General features: G+C 58.7%; 11 protein-coding genes. 5 read left to right on the top strand and 6 right to left on the bottom strand.

Annotated features, from left to right (window positions below):
* The first annotated feature begins 179 nt into the window (after positions 1–179).
* Positions 180–638, top strand: coding sequence for a GNAT family N-acetyltransferase (locus BLR20_RS15615; protein ID WP_003305636.1), 459 nt, complete (start codon positions 180–182; stop codon positions 636–638).
* A 7-nt stretch (positions 639–645) separates the two neighbouring features.
* Here BLR20_RS15615 and BLR20_RS15620 read toward each other — a convergent pair whose 3' ends face one another.
* Genes BLR20_RS15620 through BLR20_RS15630 form a run of 3 tightly spaced genes read right to left on the bottom strand, consistent with a single transcriptional unit; the run spans position 646 to position 3,664 of the window.
* On the bottom strand, positions 646–942 hold the full coding sequence (locus tag BLR20_RS15620; RefSeq protein WP_032615510.1) for a winged helix-turn-helix domain-containing protein: 297 nt from the start codon (positions 940–942) through the stop codon (positions 646–648).
* A 38-nt stretch (positions 943–980) separates the two neighbouring features.
* Positions 981–1,493 (bottom strand): M48 metallopeptidase family protein, encoded by a 513-nt coding sequence (locus BLR20_RS15625; RefSeq protein WP_032615474.1) that lies wholly within the window; start codon positions 1,491–1,493, stop codon positions 981–983.
* 32 nt (positions 1,494–1,525) lie between these two features.
* On the bottom strand, positions 1,526–3,664 hold the full coding sequence (locus BLR20_RS15630; protein WP_054994347.1) for a two-component system response regulator: 2,139 nt from the start codon (positions 3,662–3,664) through the stop codon (positions 1,526–1,528).
* Between the two features lie 317 nt (positions 3,665–3,981).
* On the opposite strand from BLR20_RS15630, the gene BLR20_RS15635 reads away from it, so the two are divergent.
* Positions 3,982–4,653 carry a polysaccharide lyase family 7 protein gene (locus tag BLR20_RS15635; protein ID WP_010440102.1) on the top strand — a complete coding sequence of 224 codons (672 nt, stop codon included), beginning with the start codon at positions 3,982–3,984 and terminating at the stop codon, positions 4,651–4,653.
* Between the two features lie 83 nt (positions 4,654–4,736).
* Here the strand turns inward: BLR20_RS15635 and putP are convergent, their stop codons facing one another.
* Complete coding sequence (gene putP / locus BLR20_RS15640) at positions 4,737–6,224, bottom strand: sodium/proline symporter PutP (protein WP_010440098.1); 1,488 nt, start codon at positions 6,222–6,224, stop codon at positions 4,737–4,739.
* 129 nt (positions 6,225–6,353) lie between these two features.
* Between putP and BLR20_RS27810 the strand changes: the two genes are divergently transcribed.
* The 3 genes from BLR20_RS27810 (at position 6,354) to BLR20_RS15650 (ending at position 12,686) form a co-directional block, all read left to right on the top strand.
* Positions 6,354–6,524: a hypothetical protein gene (locus BLR20_RS27810; RefSeq protein WP_156357972.1), complete on the top strand. Its 171-nt coding sequence runs from the start codon at positions 6,354–6,356 to the stop codon at positions 6,522–6,524.
* Positions 6,525–6,672: 148 nt separating this feature from the next.
* A complete protein-coding gene (gene putA, locus BLR20_RS15645; RefSeq protein WP_054994346.1) occupies positions 6,673–10,626 on the top strand; it encodes a trifunctional transcriptional regulator/proline dehydrogenase/L-glutamate gamma-semialdehyde dehydrogenase in 3,954 nt (1,317 codons plus the stop codon).
* A gap of 257 nt (positions 10,627–10,883) precedes the next feature.
* Positions 10,884–12,686, top strand: a complete 1,803-nt coding sequence (locus BLR20_RS15650; protein ID WP_074594831.1) for an acyl-CoA dehydrogenase — start codon at positions 10,884–10,886, stop codon at positions 12,684–12,686.
* A gap of 32 nt (positions 12,687–12,718) precedes the next feature.
* On the opposite strand, the gene BLR20_RS15655 is transcribed toward BLR20_RS15650, so the two are convergent.
* Positions 12,719–15,340: a dermonecrotic toxin domain-containing protein gene (locus BLR20_RS15655; protein WP_054993334.1), complete on the bottom strand. Its 2,622-nt coding sequence runs from the start codon at positions 15,338–15,340 to the stop codon at positions 12,719–12,721.
* A 154-nt stretch (positions 15,341–15,494) separates the two neighbouring features.
* Positions 15,495–18,626 (bottom strand): dermonecrotic toxin domain-containing protein, encoded by a 3,132-nt coding sequence (locus BLR20_RS15660; protein WP_054993335.1) that lies wholly within the window; start codon positions 18,624–18,626, stop codon positions 15,495–15,497.
* Positions 18,627–18,756 lie beyond the last annotated feature (130 nt).

An 18,756-nucleotide genomic window follows, 5' to 3' on the forward strand; every position in this document is an offset into this window, starting at 1 on the left:
TAAAGCGCTCGTCCGTGAGAGCGCCTGCAGTTTTTAATTGAAGACCTGAAGCAGGCAGTAGACAAGCCGGGCAGGCAACATGCTCACCCAACGCAACATTCACATCGTTGACGGCGTTTATTGGGAATGTCGCCGGATACGTTTAGACTTCGCTTCTGGTTTCCCTGCGAGTCTGCGACATGTCTATCAAATGGATCTGCAAACATCACACCGAGCTGAGCATCGAGCAACTCTATGCCGTGCTGCAACTGCGTGCCGAGGTGTTTGTGGTCGAGCAGCAATGCGTGTATCTGGACGTCGACGGACAGGACCTGACGGGCGACACCTGCCACCTGATGGCCTGGCAGGAAGACAAGCTGGTCGCCTACCTGCGTCTGCTTGACCCCATTCAGCAAGGCGGCGACGTGACCATCGGCCGGGTGGTGACAGCGCCTTCGATCCGCAGCAGGGGCATCGGCCATGAACTGATGGAACAAGCTCTGGAAAACGCCGAACGCAAATGGCCCGACCAACCCATCTATCTATCGGCACAGGCGCACCTGCAGGGCTATTACAGCCGCTATGGCTTCAATCCGGTGGGCGAGGTCTACCTGGAAGACGACATCCCGCATATCGGCATGCGTCGCGATCTGGACTGAACACCGCTCAGGGATACTCCAGCACGGCCTTGATGCGCGGCAGATTGTCGGCAATCCAATTCTTGTCAACGGCGCCCCAGTCACGGATCCGGTAGCTGCCGGCGTGATTGCGGCCGCCTTCGAGCTGCTCGAAGTCACACACAATGTCCAGATCGGCCAGCGCACTGATCGTGTCCTGAGCAGTACGACGAGGCATGCCGGTTGCCGCCATCAGCTCAGGGACACTGCTGGCGATCTGTGAGTCGATCAGATACGCCACGTACAGGCGGCGATAGAAACTGCTTTTGGTCTTGCTGATCTGCATCGTCGAATCCTTTTTCAGTGCCTGGCTCAGCATGGCGCTCATGCGGCCTGCAGATCGCGGTACGTCAGGTACACGCGCAAATCGAATTCCAGCTGGTGATAACCGGGCAACATGTGCTCGCACAACTGGTAGAACGCCTTGTTGTGGTCTGACTCACGAAAGTGCGCCAGCTCGTGCACGACGATCATTTTCAGAAACTCCGGCGGCGCTTCCTTGAACAGCGCGGCCACACGAATCTCGTTACTGGCCTTGAGCTTGCCGCCCTGTACTCTGGATATCTTGGTGTGCAGACCCAGCGCGCGATGCGTCAGGTCGAGACGATTATCGAAAAGAACCTTCTTGATGGCTGGCGCGTTGCGCAGGTGATCCTGCTTGAGCGCCAGCGCATAGGCGTACAGGGCCTTGTCGCTCTGGATCTGATGACGCGCGGGGTAGCGCTGCTGCAGATAATCCGCCAGGCGACCCTCGGCAATCAGTTGCTGCACCTGATCCTGCAGCGCCTGCGGATAGGCCTGCAGGTATTTGAGCGGAGCATGGCGGGATGCAGTCATGGGGCCTTTGCATGAGATCGAAAGACGTCATTCTACAACAATCTGTTCTGCCTCAAGCCCGCCACGTCAAAGTGTCCGGGAAAGCGCAACGCATCTTCCGGCACCATTGGATGAGCGATCAAGAACCCCTGTATGACCTGACAGCCGTTGTCGGCCAGCCATTGATATTGCTCGGCCGTCTCGACGCCTTCGGCAATCACCAGCATATCGAGGTTGCGGCTCAGGTCGATAATACTGCTGGCCATCGCCGCCTCGCGCTTTGATCCGACGATGTTGGCCACAAAACGCCTGTCCAGCTTCAAGGTGTCGAGTTGAAGATTGCGCAGGTGCGACAGCGAGCATTCGCCCGTACCAAAGTCATCGAGCGCAATGCGCACGCCGACGTCATGCAACAACTTCAGCTGTTTATGGCTGTGCGAAAGGTTGTTCACCAGCGCGGTTTCGGTGATTTCCACCTCGATCTGCCCCGGCTTCAGTTCGAAGCGATCCATCGCGCGTTTCAATTCCGAGGCCAGATTGGGCAGACAGAATTGTGTGGGACTGACGCAGACACTCAGCACCGTGTCGGGCGCAAAGATCCGGCTCCACGCCTGACGCTGCTCGGCGCCCTGATCAAAGATCCAGCTGCCGAGCCGGTTGATCAGCCTAGTCTCCTCCAGCAGCGGAATGAACAGCGCCGGCGGGACCTCTCCGACTGCAGGATGCTGCCAGCGCAGCAAGGCCTCAAACCCACGCAAGCGACCATCCGCCACATGGATCTGAGGCTGGTACACCACCGAAAAATCCTTGCCGTCGATGGCCGTGCGTACGCTTTCCTCAAGCATCAGTCGCGAGCGGGCGCGCCCGTTCATGTTCTGATCATAGAACCGGTATTGCTGCCGCCCCGCACGCTTGGCCTCGTACATGGCGATATCTGCCGCGCGCAGCAAACCGTCCAGATTCGAGCCGCAGTCCGGAAAAGTCGCAATGCCGACACTGGCACCCAGGGTGATATCGACACCGTCGACCTGGCGTCTGCCGGACACCCGCTCAATGAGCTTTTCGGCGATCTTGGCCGCCTGCTCAGGGTAATCCAGCCCGTCGATCACCACCGTGAACTCGTCGCCGCCGATGCGCGCCAGCACATCATAGGGGCGCATGCTGTCCTTGAACTGCTCGGCGACCCAGAGCAATACCTGATCACCCGCTTCATGGCCCAGCGCGTCGTTGATCTGCTTGAAACCATCCAGGTCCATGAACAGCACGACCAGATACTTATCAGCCCGCTCATTGCGCAACAGCATGCTTTCAACCGCCTGGTAAAGCCCCCGGCGATTGAGCAGACCTGTCAAGGCATCGGTAACGGCCTGTTTTTCAAGTTGCTGATAAAGATCACGGACCACCGACATATCGAGAACCGTCAACACCATCGCTTTCTGTTCAGCAGGCAGCGCCGCGCAGGACAGCGCAACCGGCAGCTGCGTGCCTTGCGCGGTACGCAGAATGGCGTCATGCGCCCGATAGGTATCGGCCTTGCGATAGTGCTGGTAGAAACCCGAATCCAGCCAGTTGCCCACCTTCGGTTCGATGATGTAGTCCAGCACCTGGGTGCCGCGAAGGTGATCGACGGTGGTGTTCAGTAACTGACAGATGGCCGGGTTGGCGAAGCTGATAGTGCCTGTTTCATCAACGACCAGAATGCCTTCGGCGACATTTGCAAGCACCGACGCGTTAAACGCACGAGCCGATTCCAGCTCCAGCGAAAGCTGTTGCAGCGCACGGCGATTGCGCTGCTGTTCCAGCAGGGTCTGTACCTTGGGCTTGAGCACATTCGGGTCGAAGGGCTTGAACAGATAATCCGTCGCACCATTCGCATAGCCCTTCTGTACCGCGTCCTGGGTCTGCTCATTGGCGGTGAGAAAAATAATCGGCGTAAGGCGGGTGCGCTGACTGCCGCGCATCAGTCGCGCGACCTCGAAACCGTCCATGCCCGGCATCTGCACATCCAGCAAAACCAGGTCGACTTCCTGCTCGAGAAGTACCGTCAATGCTTCGATTCCGGAACTTGCCGTCACGATGTGCCAGTCCGTTCTTTGCAGAACAGCGCACATCGTCACCAGATTTTCCGGGTAATCGTCTACAACAAGTAAAACTGAAGAGCCATCATCTGGCTGGGTTGGCACGCGTTCCATGCTGCTTCTCTGTGTGGGCATGACGCCTGAGACTCAGGACGACCGTCATACTTTGGAATAACTCTAGCCTCGTCTTGCCAAAAGCAGAAGCAAGGCGCCTCTTCCCTACTGTCAAAGTTCGATCTAGCCGACTAACGGTCATTCTCTACACCCCTTGCAGGCTCTGCCCTGCAGAAGAAGTGACAGCACTTTGACGCCATCCGTTCGACATTTTTTTATTAACAAATTGTCCTACAAGCCGTATAAAAGTCGGCTGAAGTCTCGCGCCAGAGGCTTTTTCTATGAGCGATACAAAGACATTTACGGACGGAGACATAATGGTAGATCTTGGATCGTGGAATCTCAGCATCCCGGTGGGGTCACCCCCCAAGACCATCGAAACCGCTCAGTTAGTAAAAGGCTATGACGGTAAATATTTCAAATCAAAAACCGACTCCATTGTGTTCTGGTCGCCCGTTACCGGCAGTAAAACCGAGAACGCAAAATATTCCCGTAGCGAACTTCGCGAAACGTGGGCCGATGGTTCGCTGCACAATTGGGTATATCCGGATGCCGACAACTATCTGAATGCCAAACTGGAAGTCGACCAGGTGCCCTCCACAGGCAAGGTTGTCATCGGACAAATACACGCCTACGAGAGCACAGAGCCGCTTCTGAAAGTCGAGTTTCAATACAAGGAAGACACCAAGACCGGCGATATCGTTGCAAAAGTCCGCAACCGCTATGACGATGACGAAAGCAAGGTTTACACCATCGCAGAAGGGGTGAAGCTGAATGAGACATTCAATTACGTCATTCACCTGAGCAAGGGCGGAAAACTGTCCGTCAGCGCCAAGGATAAGGACTGGAGCACGCGCATCAGCGAGACCTGGCGGGACAAGCCCCTGTACTTCAAGGCGGGGGTGTATACCCAGGACAATACTGGCTACACCTCGGAAGGCGGCAAGGCGACGTTCTACAACCTGGACATCGATCACAACCAGAGCTGATTGACACGCTGCTCCCTGCCCATACACAAAACGGCCCGCACTTCACCAGGAAGAACGGGCCGTTTGTGTTTCAGTCAGACCTCTCAGCGGTTGGCTTTGAAATCCTGCTCGGCTGCCAGGAAACGCGTCTGCATGGACGCAGAAGCAGGCTTGCCGATCAGGCTGAATACCACGATGGCGATGCTGGCAAGGATGAAGCCCGGGATGATTTCATACAGTCCCATCGTACTGAACTGTTTCCAGAGCACCACGGTCGCCGCCCCGACAATCACCCCGGCCAGAGCGCCGTTGCGGGTCATGCCCTTCCACAGCACCGAAATCAGCACTACAGGGCCAAAGGCTGCACCGAAACCGGCCCAGGCGTAACTCACCAGGCCCAGCACGCGGTTTTCAGGATTGGCCGCCAGCAGAATGGCGATGATCGCGATCAGCAATACCATTGCTCGACCGACCCAGACCAGTTCGACCTGCGAAGCGCCTTTGCGCAGGTAAGCCTTGTAGAAGTCCTCGGTCAACGCACTGGAGCACACCAGCAACTGGCAGCTCAGCGTACTCATGACCGCAGCCAGAATGGCCGACAGCAGCACGCCTGCAACCCAGGGATTGAACAGCAGCTTGGCCAGCTCGATGAATACCCGTTCCGGGTTTTCAGTCACCGGCCCGGCAACCTCCGGGTGCGCCGAGAAATAGGCGATGCCGAAGAAACCCACCGCCACGGTGCCGCCCAGGCAGAGGATCATCCAGGCCATGGAAATGCGTCGGGCACTGGCAATCGACTTGACCGAATCGGCTGCCATGAAGCGCGCCAGGATATGTGGCTGACCGAAATAGCCCAAGCCCCAGCCAAGCAGGGAAATGATGCCGATGAAAGTCGTGTTCTTGAACATGTCGAAGCTGGTCGGATCTTTCGCTTCAATCGCCAGGAAGGTGGTATCGACGCCGCCCGTTGCCAATAGAACGATGATCGGCGTAAGGATCAGCGCGAAGATCATCAGCGTGGCCTGCACGGTGTCTGTCCAGCTCACCGCCAGGAAACCACCGACGAAGGTGTAGGCAATGGTCGCCGCAGCACCGGCCCACAGGGCAGTTTCGTAGGACATGCCGAAGGTGCTTTCAAACAGACGCGCCCCCGCGACGATGCCCGAAGCGCAATAGATGGTGAAGAACACCAGAATCACGATGGCCGAGATGATGCGCAGCAGGCCACTGTTGTCTTCGAAACGGCTGCTGAAGTAATCCGGCAGGGTCAGTGCGTCGCCGTTGTGCTCTGTCTGCACACGCAGACGGCCGGCCACGAACAGCCAGTTCAGGTAGGCGCCGATGATAAGACCGATGGCGATCCAGCTCTCCGACAGGCCGGACATATAGATGGCACCGGGCAAACCCATCAACAGCCAGCCGCTCATGTCAGAGGCACCTGCTGAAAGGGCGGTGACCACGCTGCCGAGGCTGCGTCCGCCAAGAATGTAGTCCGAAAGGTTATTGGTAGAGCGATAGGCCATCAGGCCGATCAATACCATTGCCGCTATATAGATCACGAACGTGATCAAGGTAGGGTTGCTGACACTCATGAGTTCTGCCTTGGCATTATTTTTATGTTGGCACCCGATGCCAAAGGGAATAGCGACCGATATCCGGCCCATCCCTGCTTTTGCACCCGACACCGCGTTGACTGATCGCTCCGCAAGGATCGGCAATCAATGACTGGCGGTTGCACCGCAGGAACGAATCCTATTAAACAAAGCAAACAAGGTGCAACCCATTTCATCGCGCAAGTTGTACCTGTTACAAAAAACCCGGCGCACGCGCATTTACGCGCCATTTTAGGGCGCTTTCAGTTCAATTTACAAAAAAACGCGCACCAGCATTGAGCGCAGAGTCGTTTTTATCAACCACTCGCCGGGAACCTCATGAAATATTCTCCAAATCAGGTTGCACCCGGTTGCACCCTACCCCGTCGCGACGCTAATCTGCGCCAAAGCCGATGCCACCTCCGCGTGGCTATAAAGAGGACAACACATGGCCACCACCACTCTGGGCGTCAAACTTGACGACCCGACCCGCGAGCGTTTGAAAGCCGCAGCCAACTCCATCGACCGCACCCCGCACTGGTTGATCAAGCAGGCGATTTTCAATTACCTGGAAAAGCTCGAGAGTGGTGCAACCCTGCTGGAGCTCAACGGCGTTGCCGGCAAGGACAACGAAGACCGCGGCGAGCTGGTGGAGGATGCAGGACTGCAATGCTTTCTGGATTTTGCCGAGAGCATTCAACCGCAGTCCGTATTACGTGCAGCCATCACTTCGGCCTACCGTCGCCCCGAGCAGGAAGTGGTGCCGATGCTGTTGGAGCAGGCCCGCCTGAGCGCACCTGTTGCCGAAGCCACCAACAAGATGGCCGCGTCGATTGCGGAGAAACTGCGTAACCAGAAAAGTGCTGGCGGTCGCGCGGGCATCGTTCAAGGCCTGTTGCAGGAGTTTTCACTGTCCTCTCAGGAGGGCGTCGCGCTGATGTGCCTGGCCGAAGCACTGCTGCGTATTCCGGACAAGGGCACCCGCGATGCCCTGATTCGCGACAAGATCAGCAACGGCAACTGGCAGCCGCACCTGGGCAACAGCCCGTCGCTGTTCGTCAACGCCGCCACCTGGGGTTTGCTACTTACCGGCAGGCTGGTTGCCACTCACAATGAGGCGGGCCTTACGTCCTCGCTGAGCCGCATCATCGGTAAAAGCGGCGAACCGATGATCCGCAAGGGCGTCGACATGGCCATGCGCCTGATGGGCGAGCAGTTCGTCACTGGCGAAACCATCGGCGAAGCTCTGGCCAATGCCAGTCGCTTCGAAGCCAAGGGCTTCCGTTACTCCTACGATATGCTGGGTGAAGCGGCACTCACCGAACATGATGCGCAGAAGTACCTGGCGTCTTACGAGCAGGCTATTCACTCCATCGGCAAGGCCTCCCACGGTCGCGGCATCTACGAAGGTCCGGGGATTTCCATCAAGCTCTCGGCACTGCACCCACGCTACAGCCGCGCCCAGTATGAGCGGGTGATGGATGAACTGTACCCGCGCCTGCTGTCGCTGACCCTGCTCGCCAAGCAATACGACATCGGCCTGAACATCGACGCCGAAGAAGCCGATCGCCTGGAGCTGTCGCTGGATCTGCTCGAACGCTTGTGTTTCGAACCGCAGCTCACCGGCTGGAACGGCATCGGTTTCGTGATCCAGGCTTATCAGAAGCGCTGCCCTTATGTAATCGATTACGTGATCGACCTGGCGCGCCGCAGCCGTCATCGTCTGATGATCCGTCTGGTCAAGGGCGCGTACTGGGACAGTGAGATCAAGCGCGCCCAGGTCGAAGGCCTGGAAGGCTATCCGGTGTACACACGCAAGGTGTACACCGACGTGTCGTACATCGCCTGCGCCCGCAAGTTGCTGGCAGCACCGGAAGTCATCTATCCACAATTCGCTACGCACAATGCCCACACCCTGGCGGCGATCTACCAGATCGCCGGGCAGAACTATTACCCCGGCCAGTACGAGTTCCAGTGCCTGCATGGCATGGGTGAGCCGTTGTATGAGCAGGTCGTGGGCAAAGTCGCCGACGGCAAACTGAATCGTCCTTGCCGCGTGTACGCCCCGGTCGGCACTCATGAAACGCTGCTGGCCTATCTGGTTCGGCGCCTGCTGGAAAACGGCGCCAACACCTCGTTCGTCAACCGGATTGCCGACCATTCGATCTCCATTCAGGAACTGGTGGCCGATCCGGTCAGCCAGATCGAACGCATGGCGACACAGGAAGGCGGTTTCGGCCTGCCGCACCCGCGCATTCCGCTGCCGCGTGATCTGTACGGAACCGAACGCGCCAACTCCAGCGGCATCGACATGGCCAACGAGCATCGTCTGGCTTCGCTGTCTTCAGCCCTGCTGGCGACCGCGCACAACGACTGGAAAGCTGCCCCGATGCTGGGCTGCCACTCGAGTGCAGGCACGCTGAGTGCTGCCTTGAACCCATCGGACCTGCGTGACGTGGTCGGTCATGTGCAGGAAGCCTCTCTACAAGACGTCGATAACGCCATCCAGTGCGCCTTGAGCGCCGGTCCGATCTGGCAGGCGACTCCGCCTGTCGAACGCGCGGCGATTCTGGAGCGTGCCGCTGACTTGATGGAGGCTGAAATCCAGCCATTGATGGGCCTGCTGGTCCGTGAAGCGGGCAAAACCTTCGCCAACGCCATCGCCGAAGTGCGCGAGGCCGTGGACTTCCTGCGCTACTACGCCGTGCAGGCGCGCAACGACTTTACCAACGACGGTCACCGTCCGTTGGGCCCGGTGGTCTGCATCAGCCCGTGGAACTTCCCGCTGGCGATTTTCAGTGGCCAGGTGGCAGCTGCATTGGCGGCAGGTAACCCGGTGCTGGCCAAACCTGCCGAGCAGACACCGCTGATCGCCGCACAGGCCGTGCGCCTGCTGCTTGAAGCGGGCATCCCGGAAGGCGTGGTGCAATTGCTGCCCGGACGCGGCGAAACCGTAGGTGCCGGGCTGGTCGGCGACGAACGTGTCAAAGGCGTCATGTTTACCGGCTCGACCGAGGTCGCCCGCCTGCTGCAACGCAATGTAGCGGGTCGCCTGGACTCACAGGGTCGCCCCATTCCGCTGATCGCCGAAACCGGTGGCCAGAACGCGATGATTGTCGACTCGTCGGCGCTGACCGAACAGGTGGTGATCGACGTAGTGTCTTCGGCATTCGACAGCGCCGGTCAACGTTGCTCGGCACTGCGCGTGCTGTGCCTGCAGGAAGACTCTGCCGACCGCGTCATCGAAATGCTCAAGGGCGCGATGGCCGAGAGCCGCCTCGGCAATCCGGAACGCCTGTCCGTGGACATCGGCCCGGTGATCGACGCAGAGGCCAAGGCGGGCATCGAAAAACACATCCAGGCCATGCGCGACAAGGGCCGCACGGTCTATCAGGTGGCCATCGCCGACAGCGCCGAACTCAAGCGTGGCACTTATGTGATGCCAACCTTGATCGAACTGGAAAGCTTCGATGAGCTGCAACGCGAAATCTTCGGTCCGGTACTGCACGTGGTGCGTTACAAGCGCAAGGAGCTTGGCCTGCTGATCGACCAGATCAATGCGTCCGGTTATGGCCTGACTCTGGGCGTGCATACCCGCATCGACGAGACGATCGCCAAGGTCATCGATAACGTCCATGCCGGCAACGTCTACGTCAACCGCAACATCGTCGGCGCAGTGGTGGGCGTTCAGCCATTCGGCGGCGAAGGCCTGTCCGGCACCGGCCCCAAAGCCGGTGGCCCCCTTTACCTGTATCGCCTGCTGTCGACGCGCCCGCAGGATGCCATCGAGAAATCGTTCGTCCGCAGCGACGCGCTGTCTGCACCGGATACGCGCCTGCGTGAAGTGCTGGGCAAGCCGCTGCAGTCACTGAAGGCCTGGGCTGCCAGCCACCAGCAAACTGATCTGGACACCCTGTGCAGCCAATACGCCGAGCAATCGCAAAGCGGCATCACCCGCCAGTTGGCGGGCCCGACGGGCGAGCGCAACAGCTACGCGATCCTGCCGCGTGAACATGTACTTTGCCTGGCTGACGACGAGAACGACCTGCTGATTCAACTGGCGGCGGTCCTGGCTGTGGGCGGCTCTGCGGTGTGGCCGGAAACCGACATCAGCAAACCGCTCCGCGCCCGTCTGCCAAAGGACGTGCAGGCACGCATCAAACTGATACCTGACTGGACCAAGGACGAAGTCGCCATCGACGCCGTCCTGCACCACGGCGACTCCGATCAGCTACGCGCCATCTGCCAGCAGATCGCACAACGCAGCGGTGCCATCGTCGGCGTCAACGGCCTGTCCCACGGCGAAACCAACGTGCCGCTGGAACGTCTGGTGATCGAGCGGGCTTTGAGCGTCAATACTGCGGCGGCGGGTGGCAATGCGAGCCTGATGACGATCGGCTGATGCCATGCGGTAACAGCTGACGCAGAGCGTCACGAAAGGCATTCCCACGCTGGAGCGTGCGGAACGGGAGGTGTCGAAGGACACCGACCGTCCCCATGCTCTGACATGACTATCGTGCCAATGCTCCGCGTTGGCACGCAGTTCTGACCACTCTCGATACCCCCTGCACACGCTTGACCATCACCCGAATCAATCTTGCTACCCTCCCCCCTCAACCCGACCTAGACTTGAGCCATTCCAAGAACAGGTACGCCATCATGTCCGAGTCGCTGCTCAGTTCCCGAAATCTGGCTTTCGAGCTGTATGAAGTGCTGGACGCCGAAGGTCTGACACGTCGCGAGCGCTTTGCCGAGCATTCGCGGGAAACCTTTGATGCGGCGCTGGGGACGGCGCGCGCCATTGCGGAAAAATACTTCGCACCGCACAACCGCAAGGCAGACGAAAACGAGCCGCGCTATGAAAATGGCGAAGCGATCCTGATACCAGAGGTCAAGCCCGCGATAGACGCGTTTCTCGAGGCAGGCTTTCTCAATGCATCACGCGATTTCGACGCAGGCGGCATGCAGTTGCCCACGCTGCTGTCGCAAGCCTGTTTTGCCCACTTTCAGGCTGCCAATGTCGGCACCACGTCGTATCCGTTTCTGACGATGGGCGCCGCCAACCTGATCGAGAGTTTTGCCGACGACGAGCAGAAGCAGCGTTTTCTGCAACCCATGCTCGAAGGACGCTTCTTCGGCACCATGGCGCTGACCGAGCCGCATGCCGGCTCGTCGCTGTCAGATATCCGTACGCGCGCCGAGCCGGCAGGCGACGGCACTTATCGACTGCGTGGCAACAAGATATTCATTTCCTGCGGTGATCATGCGCTTTCGGAAAACATCGTGCACATGGTCCTGGCAAAACTGCCGAATGCGCCAGGCGGGGTCAAAGGCATCTCGCTGTTCATCGTGCCCAAGTTTCTGGTCAACGATGACGGCAGCCTCGGCACGCGCAACGATGTGCTGCTGGCTGGCCTGTTTCACAAGATGGGCTGGAAAGGCACTACTTCCACCGCGCTGAATTTCGGCGATAACGGTGAGTGTGTCGGCTATCTGGTGGGCAAACCTCACCATGGCTTGAATTACATGTTCCAGATGATGAACGAAGCGCGCATCGGCGTCGGGCTTGGTGCGGCGATGCTGGGTTATTCCGGCTACCTTTATTCACTGGAGTACGCCCGCGAGCGGCCGCAAGGACGCTTGCCGGACAGCAAAAGCCCGGACAGCAAACCGGTATCCATCATTGAACATGCTGATGTGCGGCGCATGCTGCTGACCCAGAAAGCTTACGTGGAAGGCGCGTTTGACCTGTGCCTGTACGCCTCGCGACTGTTCGATGACACGCAGACCGGCGAAACCGAAGACGATCGCAAGCACGCACACGAACTGCTGGACCTGCTGACCCCGGTGGTCAAGTCCTGGCCGTCGGAGTTCTGCCTGAAGGCCAACGAACTGGCGATCCAGGTCCTGGGCGGCCACGGTTACACGCGCGAATACCCGGTCGAGCAGTATTACCGGGATAACCGCCTCAATCCGATTCATGAAGGCACTCACGGCATCCAGTCACTTGATCTGCTGGGCCGCAAGCTGGCTCAGAATGGCGGCACCGGTCTCAAGCAACTGCTGCGCCTGATCTCGGCGACCTGCGAACGCGCCCAGGCCCATCAGTCACTCGACAAGCTGCGCCAGCCCCTGCAGCAACTGGTTGCACGCGTGCAGGCCGTCACCCTCGGGCTGCTGACCGATCTGGCCCAGGGCAGAATCACCAGCACGCTGGCCAACTCGGCGCTGTACCTCAAGGCATTCGGCCACGCGGCAGTCGGTTGGCGATGGCTCGAACAGGCGATCCGCGCAGAAGAAGGTTTGAGCCGCGGCAATCAGGCCGACAACGACTTTTACCGCGGCAAGCTGCAGGCAGCCCGATACTTCCTGACATGGGAAGTACCGGGCTGCCATCATGAACTGGCGATTCTGGAGAGCCGCGATGAAACCTGCCTGTCGATGCGCGGTGAGTGGTTTTAAGCAGACAGGACGCAGGTTCGGCATACGGTCAATCAGTGAAAGCCGAACAGGTCAGCCAATGGCTCCTGCGGGAAAAACAGGTCGACCAGTGGCTTGGCATCATTACCCAGTTTGAGTGCGTACTGCTCTCGGCTGAAGGGCTCGCCCGTGCGCATGTCGTAAAGCGCCCGTCCCGGATGAGGGCGATCGACCTCCTGCATCTGGATTTTCATGATGCGGTAAAACTCGCCGCTCACCTCTTCGATGCTATCGATCTGAAAGTAGCAGCCGGGCAAAAAGATCGATTCGGCCTCCTCGGGGGAGGCTGAAAACGGCGCAACCGGTGTGGCCCTCAGGTAACGCCCCTTGGGCAAAACGAAGACCACCGACGTGTCATCGAAGGTTACCGGCCCCTGCATGGCGTTAATCGGCGCGCCGGCCCGACTGCTGGCGAAGGCGCTGACCACATAGGGGTTTTCGCTGAACGAGGTGACATCGGTATTGACCAGCACATCACCGACCTTGATCTGCCCGCTGCGGAACACGGCCCCCGAAGTCCCTCGATCACCGCTGCCGCCTCGGTACAACTCGACATCATTGTTGTACCCCACCACATGAATGTCATCGGCCAGTCGTTCGATGAGTTGTACCTGATTGACCCTTTTGCTCTCGCCCGTGCGCAGGAACTGATTGAATTCAGCGTCATCCTGGGTATAGAGCATGATATTTCTGCCGTAGTAATCGTCCTCACCAAGCTTGAAGACCCGATGTTTGCCATGCCAAGGGTCTTTGTACACCTCGTCGCCGTCAGGTGATGAGTCCGACACAGGGACATCTTCAGGGTCTGGCTGCCAAATGCTCATGACGTCTTTCTGGCGGGCCAAGGCCGCTTCGGCATAGTGCTGCTCACTGAACAGATCCGTTTGCAGATACCTGTCCCAAAAGGCCGATTGCACTGTCAAATAAGGCTTGCCCGTCGCGGCGGATGCACTGCTGGACGGCACCGGCACATCCATCGGGGCACCGCCCTGCAGACCCGGCGAGTCAAGTAACGCCCACTCCCCGCTGACACTCAGGCGCACCGGCTTGCTGCCCACGAATGCAAACGGGTTGTCCGGGTTGACGATAAACCAGCATTGCTGCGGCTCATTGAACATCACGCGATAGGGCAATTGCGCAAGCTTGATCCAGGTTTCGCCATTGCCCAGCGTGTAGATGCCGCGAAACCTGCCCTCCGCGGCTGAAGGCGTAAGGCTGTCGAGCAGCAGGTTGCCTTCCATATTGTCCAGCGTATGGGCCGGCGCGCTGCTGCCTTCCAGTACCTCGCTGGAGATCGGCAGCCCTTCGATTGCGGCCACCGACACAGGCTGGGGGGCGGCACGCAGGGACATCAACAGCGGCAGGTTGAAGAGCAGATAAATAATGTTGTTGATCGCGCCCAACACACCCGCCTTGCGCTGCACCGCAGTCTTGCCATTGACCGCCTGATCGATGTTCAAACCGGTATTGGCGACGCTTGCGCCGACCAGCGTCAAGGCGATCGGCCAACCCAACGGCGCAAGCCCGCCAAACACTTGCAGGAACGCGCCCAGGTAGCCGATCCACATCTGCTTGCGCATATCCGCATTGGAGGTCAACAGTTCACGCGCCTCGGCGGTCATTCCCTGACGGGCGAAGTCTCGCAGATACACGAAGGGATCACCGGCAATAGGTGCCTGCGCCAGGTTGACGAGTCGAACGTCGGCACGCCAATCGTGCGCGAGCAACTGGCTCACCGCGCGAAAGAATCGCTCACCGTCCTTTGTCCGTGACGCCTCACCATGCAGAAACTGGCGCGTTATCGCCTTGTCTGCGTGCTCGCCCATAAACCGGGCCTTGAGCCAGCGGTACACCTCGCGCTCGCTATAGAACACCATGAACGGCTGTTCGGCATCGGGCCAGTAGATTATCTCGCGGCCAGTGGCAGTGACGATACGCAGCATGTCATGAGCCTTGATGCCATCGATATCCAGCGTGTGTACCGTGACACCGGGAGTTGCAGGAGGCGTGCCCTGCAACGTCTTCAGTGTAGGGGGCTGCAAGGGGTCGGTGGTGACGACGCACGTAACATGCTTGAAATCGACGGCTGAAAGCTGGCCCTTGCGCAGACAGTGACTGGCTGCAACCAGATAGTGTGCCTTGGCCAGGGTGCAGAAGTTCTCGCTGTGCAGGCTCCAGAATCGCTCCATACGGCGGGTGTACAGCGTGCTGAAATCAAGCGTCCACATGTCTTTGAGCACGTCCTGAGGCAGCATGGGCACCTCATTGCGCTCGTCGAAAACCCCATGATCCTGGCCATCGGTATAGAAGCCGCCGTACAGGGAAAGCTCGTCGCTGGCTTCCTGATCGTGGGCGCTGAAGTGCCGCATGAGCAGCTCGATCAAGGTCATCGACTGCATCGGCGTTCCGGAATGCTGCCAGCCGGTAAACGTGCGCGGACTGCTGCTGGCACTGCTGAAACGATGCCAATACACCCGCTCCGGAGCGAACACGCGCTGTGTGTGCTGAAGAATGATCCTGCTGGCGGCGGTGTGTGCCAGGTCGTAAAGATCGGGATAATCGAGAACGAACTGCTGCGCACGTTCGCGCAGCAGTTTCTGGTCGGATTCAGGTGTTTGCAGAGAACTCGGTGGCATGACGTCTTCCTGTATGAGAGAAGTCATGCACGTAATCATTCATCGGAGCGTTCATGGCGCTAACTATCTATACCGCCACGAACTTGTGAATACAGGTGGCGGCTCAGCCAACGAGCCACTGCAAATACTGCAAATACTGCAAATACTGAATGCCTTACCAACCATTCTCGGAGCCCGGGGAAATCTTCGCCCTGCTCTTGAATGGAAAATAAAAGTCCACGGCCTCGTTAAGGTGATCGATGTACAACACGGACAAGACCTCGTCGACCGGCAAATAGGAACGCTCCAGCAGATCGAAATAATCTGGCCGCAGCATTCTCAAGACGTCTGACATGAGCTTGGGACCGGTCAGGTCCGAAATGCGCGTCATGTATGGCGTCATTCGCTCCTTGGAAGCGCTTCGCGAGGCTTCGTTGCTGTGGTCGATAAAGGGTCTGCGTGTACTGAAAAACGCCTTGTTGGTCTGTTTTTCATTCTGGAAACGCGTGTTTATTTCCTTCAGGATCCTCTTCAGGACCGGATTATCCGGATGGCTGGCGAAATGGCTGTTACCCGGCCCGGTGTAGCTCAATTGCTGCGCATCCAGACGCCTTCCCAGCAACACATCATTGGGCCCTGCTTTCAATGGCGTGCCTGCGAAAGGGACATTGATGGTGTCATCGCAATCCAGATAAATACCACCGTATTCGTTGATCAGCCGATAGCGCAGAATGTCCGACGCCGCCGCATAATTACGATTATCCGAGTGCATGAAATAGTTGAAGGCTTCGCCGTTTTCACCACTCAGGAACGTGGGAAAGAACGCTTCTTCCTTGAGCCTGGAAATCTGCATCTGTGGATGGGCACTGAAGTAATCCAGCAACTGCTGATGCGCCGTCGGGTGATTGATATCGATATGCAGTTCGAAGCGCAAGTCCGGGCTGGTGCGCATGTTGTCCAGCATCTTTTCCAGCAGGTTATCGCCCGGCATGCGTTCGCCCAGCCATATGTGGTGAACCACACGGCTGATGGGCTCGGCATCTGCAGGCAACCTGGGCACGCGAGGAAAAGAATAGATTTCGAAGCGCCGACTCTGTGGCAGGTTGGCCTCTACTTTCCTGAATGCATCTTCCGACCCGCCGTTCCAGACTCCGTTGCGGTCCAGCCAGACAAGGCCATTTGAAGACGGGTCAGTTCGCCAGCACGGAATGTCCGCATCGTAATAGACGTTCTTCCTGCCCCCTCCGATCTGAATGAAGTACTTCTCTACGACCGTCCCTTTTGCCTCGCTCATTACTTCCTCGACCATGATCTGATCCAGTGGCAACTCGACCTGAACCTTGGGTCCCCAGCGTTGCACCTCGACGGCAGGCTCGTCGGGTACGACCGTGACCACGGCGCTTTCGGCCTCGCTGACAGGCGGCAATCGCGAGCCGTCAAAGCTCTCCCCGCCGCGCAAACCGAGCTTGAGGTCCAGATCCCAATAGCCGGTGTCGATAGTCTTCACGTAAGGCCCCCAGACACGCGGATCAGAATCAGAGCGAATCCGGTACTGCTTTTCCTGTGGCACCCACTCGACCCGAAACGCCTGGTCATGCAGTTCGATGTAACTTTTGCCTTGCAGCGGATAAATGCCCGCCACTTCTCCCGACGCCAGTCCCGGCAGATCCTGAGTCACTTCGAGCGCGCGCAGCAGGCGGCGCATTTTGGCATCGAGCGAACGCAAGGCCGGCGGCTCTTCCCTGAACACCGGAATCGGCTCGACCTCGACAGCAGGGTCGATCGAGGGGGTTGGGACGGAGACTTCATAACCGTCTCCCGTCTTGTCAATCAGCCCGGTTTCGGCGCCAGCCTCGACCGCAGCGCCCTCCTCGGCAAGAATCGGCAGCGCGTTCAATACCCCGAATGCAATCCGCCCAAGCCCCGCCTGGCGCTCGTCCAGCGTACGGCCATTGACTGCCGCGTCGACGCCCAGCCCGACCAGTGCAAGGGACAGCCCCGCGATGACCGGAATCAGTTCGGGAAAGACGATGGCAACACCGCCCAGAACAGACACACACTCGCTCAAGCCACTGCTGGCTTCCTCTTTCCAGTAGTCGCCATGGCTACGTATTTTTTGCAGCGCGTCAGCTTCAGATTTCGCCTTGACCCGATCCTTGAAGTGCGAGAACGGCCAGGGCTGCAGCGGCTCGCCGAACCGCACCAGTTTGCGCGGGTTCCACGCACCGGTCGCGGCGTCCAGCAGTTTCGGGTAGACAGCGAAGCCTCTGAGGGCGGTGGCAACACCACTGTAGAAAAAGCCATCGACGTCATCCGTGGCATTGAAATGCCCCTCTAAGGACCGGCGTTTGCCCGGATCCTTGCACATCAGCGCGACCCAGTCCTTGAGTGCGTCGGCGCTGGCGAATGCGTGAATCGGTGACGAATTGCCAGGGATGTAGAGCAGCACGGTCGGCGAATCGGCACTGCGTATGACCATGATGTCGGCCGCGCTGTAGCCATGCACCTGCAACTCGGAAATCGTCACGCGAGTGGAAATCGGCGCGGCTACAAAAGCGTCGAAACTCAGCTGTTTCCAACCCTGATCGGCAGGCAGCCCGAGCGCCTCCAGCACCATGTCCTTGTGCTCGGCCTTGAGCATGTTTTCCTCGGCTTGCAGCCAGGCCGCCCTGAACAGACCGGCCTTGAGCATCAGGTTGTAGTCTTCTGCGTGCGCCTGCCAGAACTGTTTCAGGTAGGCGAGATAGCAGGCTTGCAGGTTTTGGTCCCAGATGTACTGCTTGAACGCCTCGGCAGTCAGGCTAAGTTGCGTCGTCGAATCGTAGTGCTGCGGATCGGTTTTCCGGTACACCGCCTCATAAGCGACGCAGTCATAAGACGGTAATTTTTCATCCACAACCTGACAGTCGAGACCGCCATCATGATGGGGCTGCAAGTGCCCGAGGTGATCAAACCAGTCGCCATTGCCCTTTTGCTGCCAGTTACGCAGCAGCGCCTCGGTCAGCGTCATCGAGTGAGCGACATTGGCGCGGTGAGGGGCGGGATGGAGCTTCGGGGCTTCGATATACAGAGTGGCGATCAGGGTGTCGTCCGGATCGATCTCGATACCCCACCTTGACTGGCATTCCTGTGCGATATCCCGCGCGGCAAGAGCGGCAGGTGACTGCAGATTGATCGGGTTGAGCCGGAAGTAATCGCTGACCGAATAGTCTTCGTCTACCCGCGCCCAGAACTCTGCGTCAGAGTCATCATCGCCAGCCCTGTCGTCATCGCCGAAGTCGTACTGTGCTGCAAATTCATCGTCCATGATGAAAAACCTTCTTGGTGGTAGGAGCCCCGACAGTAGGGCGCAAGAAGGCCTGGTCTGCGGTATATAACTCTGTGTCAGCCGCTGGATTGCAACCAATCGTGAGCCCGGGAGCGCCGGCCTGGGTCAA

Source organism: Pseudomonas congelans, assembly GCF_900103225.1.
GTDB lineage: Bacteria > Pseudomonadota > Gammaproteobacteria > Pseudomonadales > Pseudomonadaceae > Aquipseudomonas > Aquipseudomonas congelans.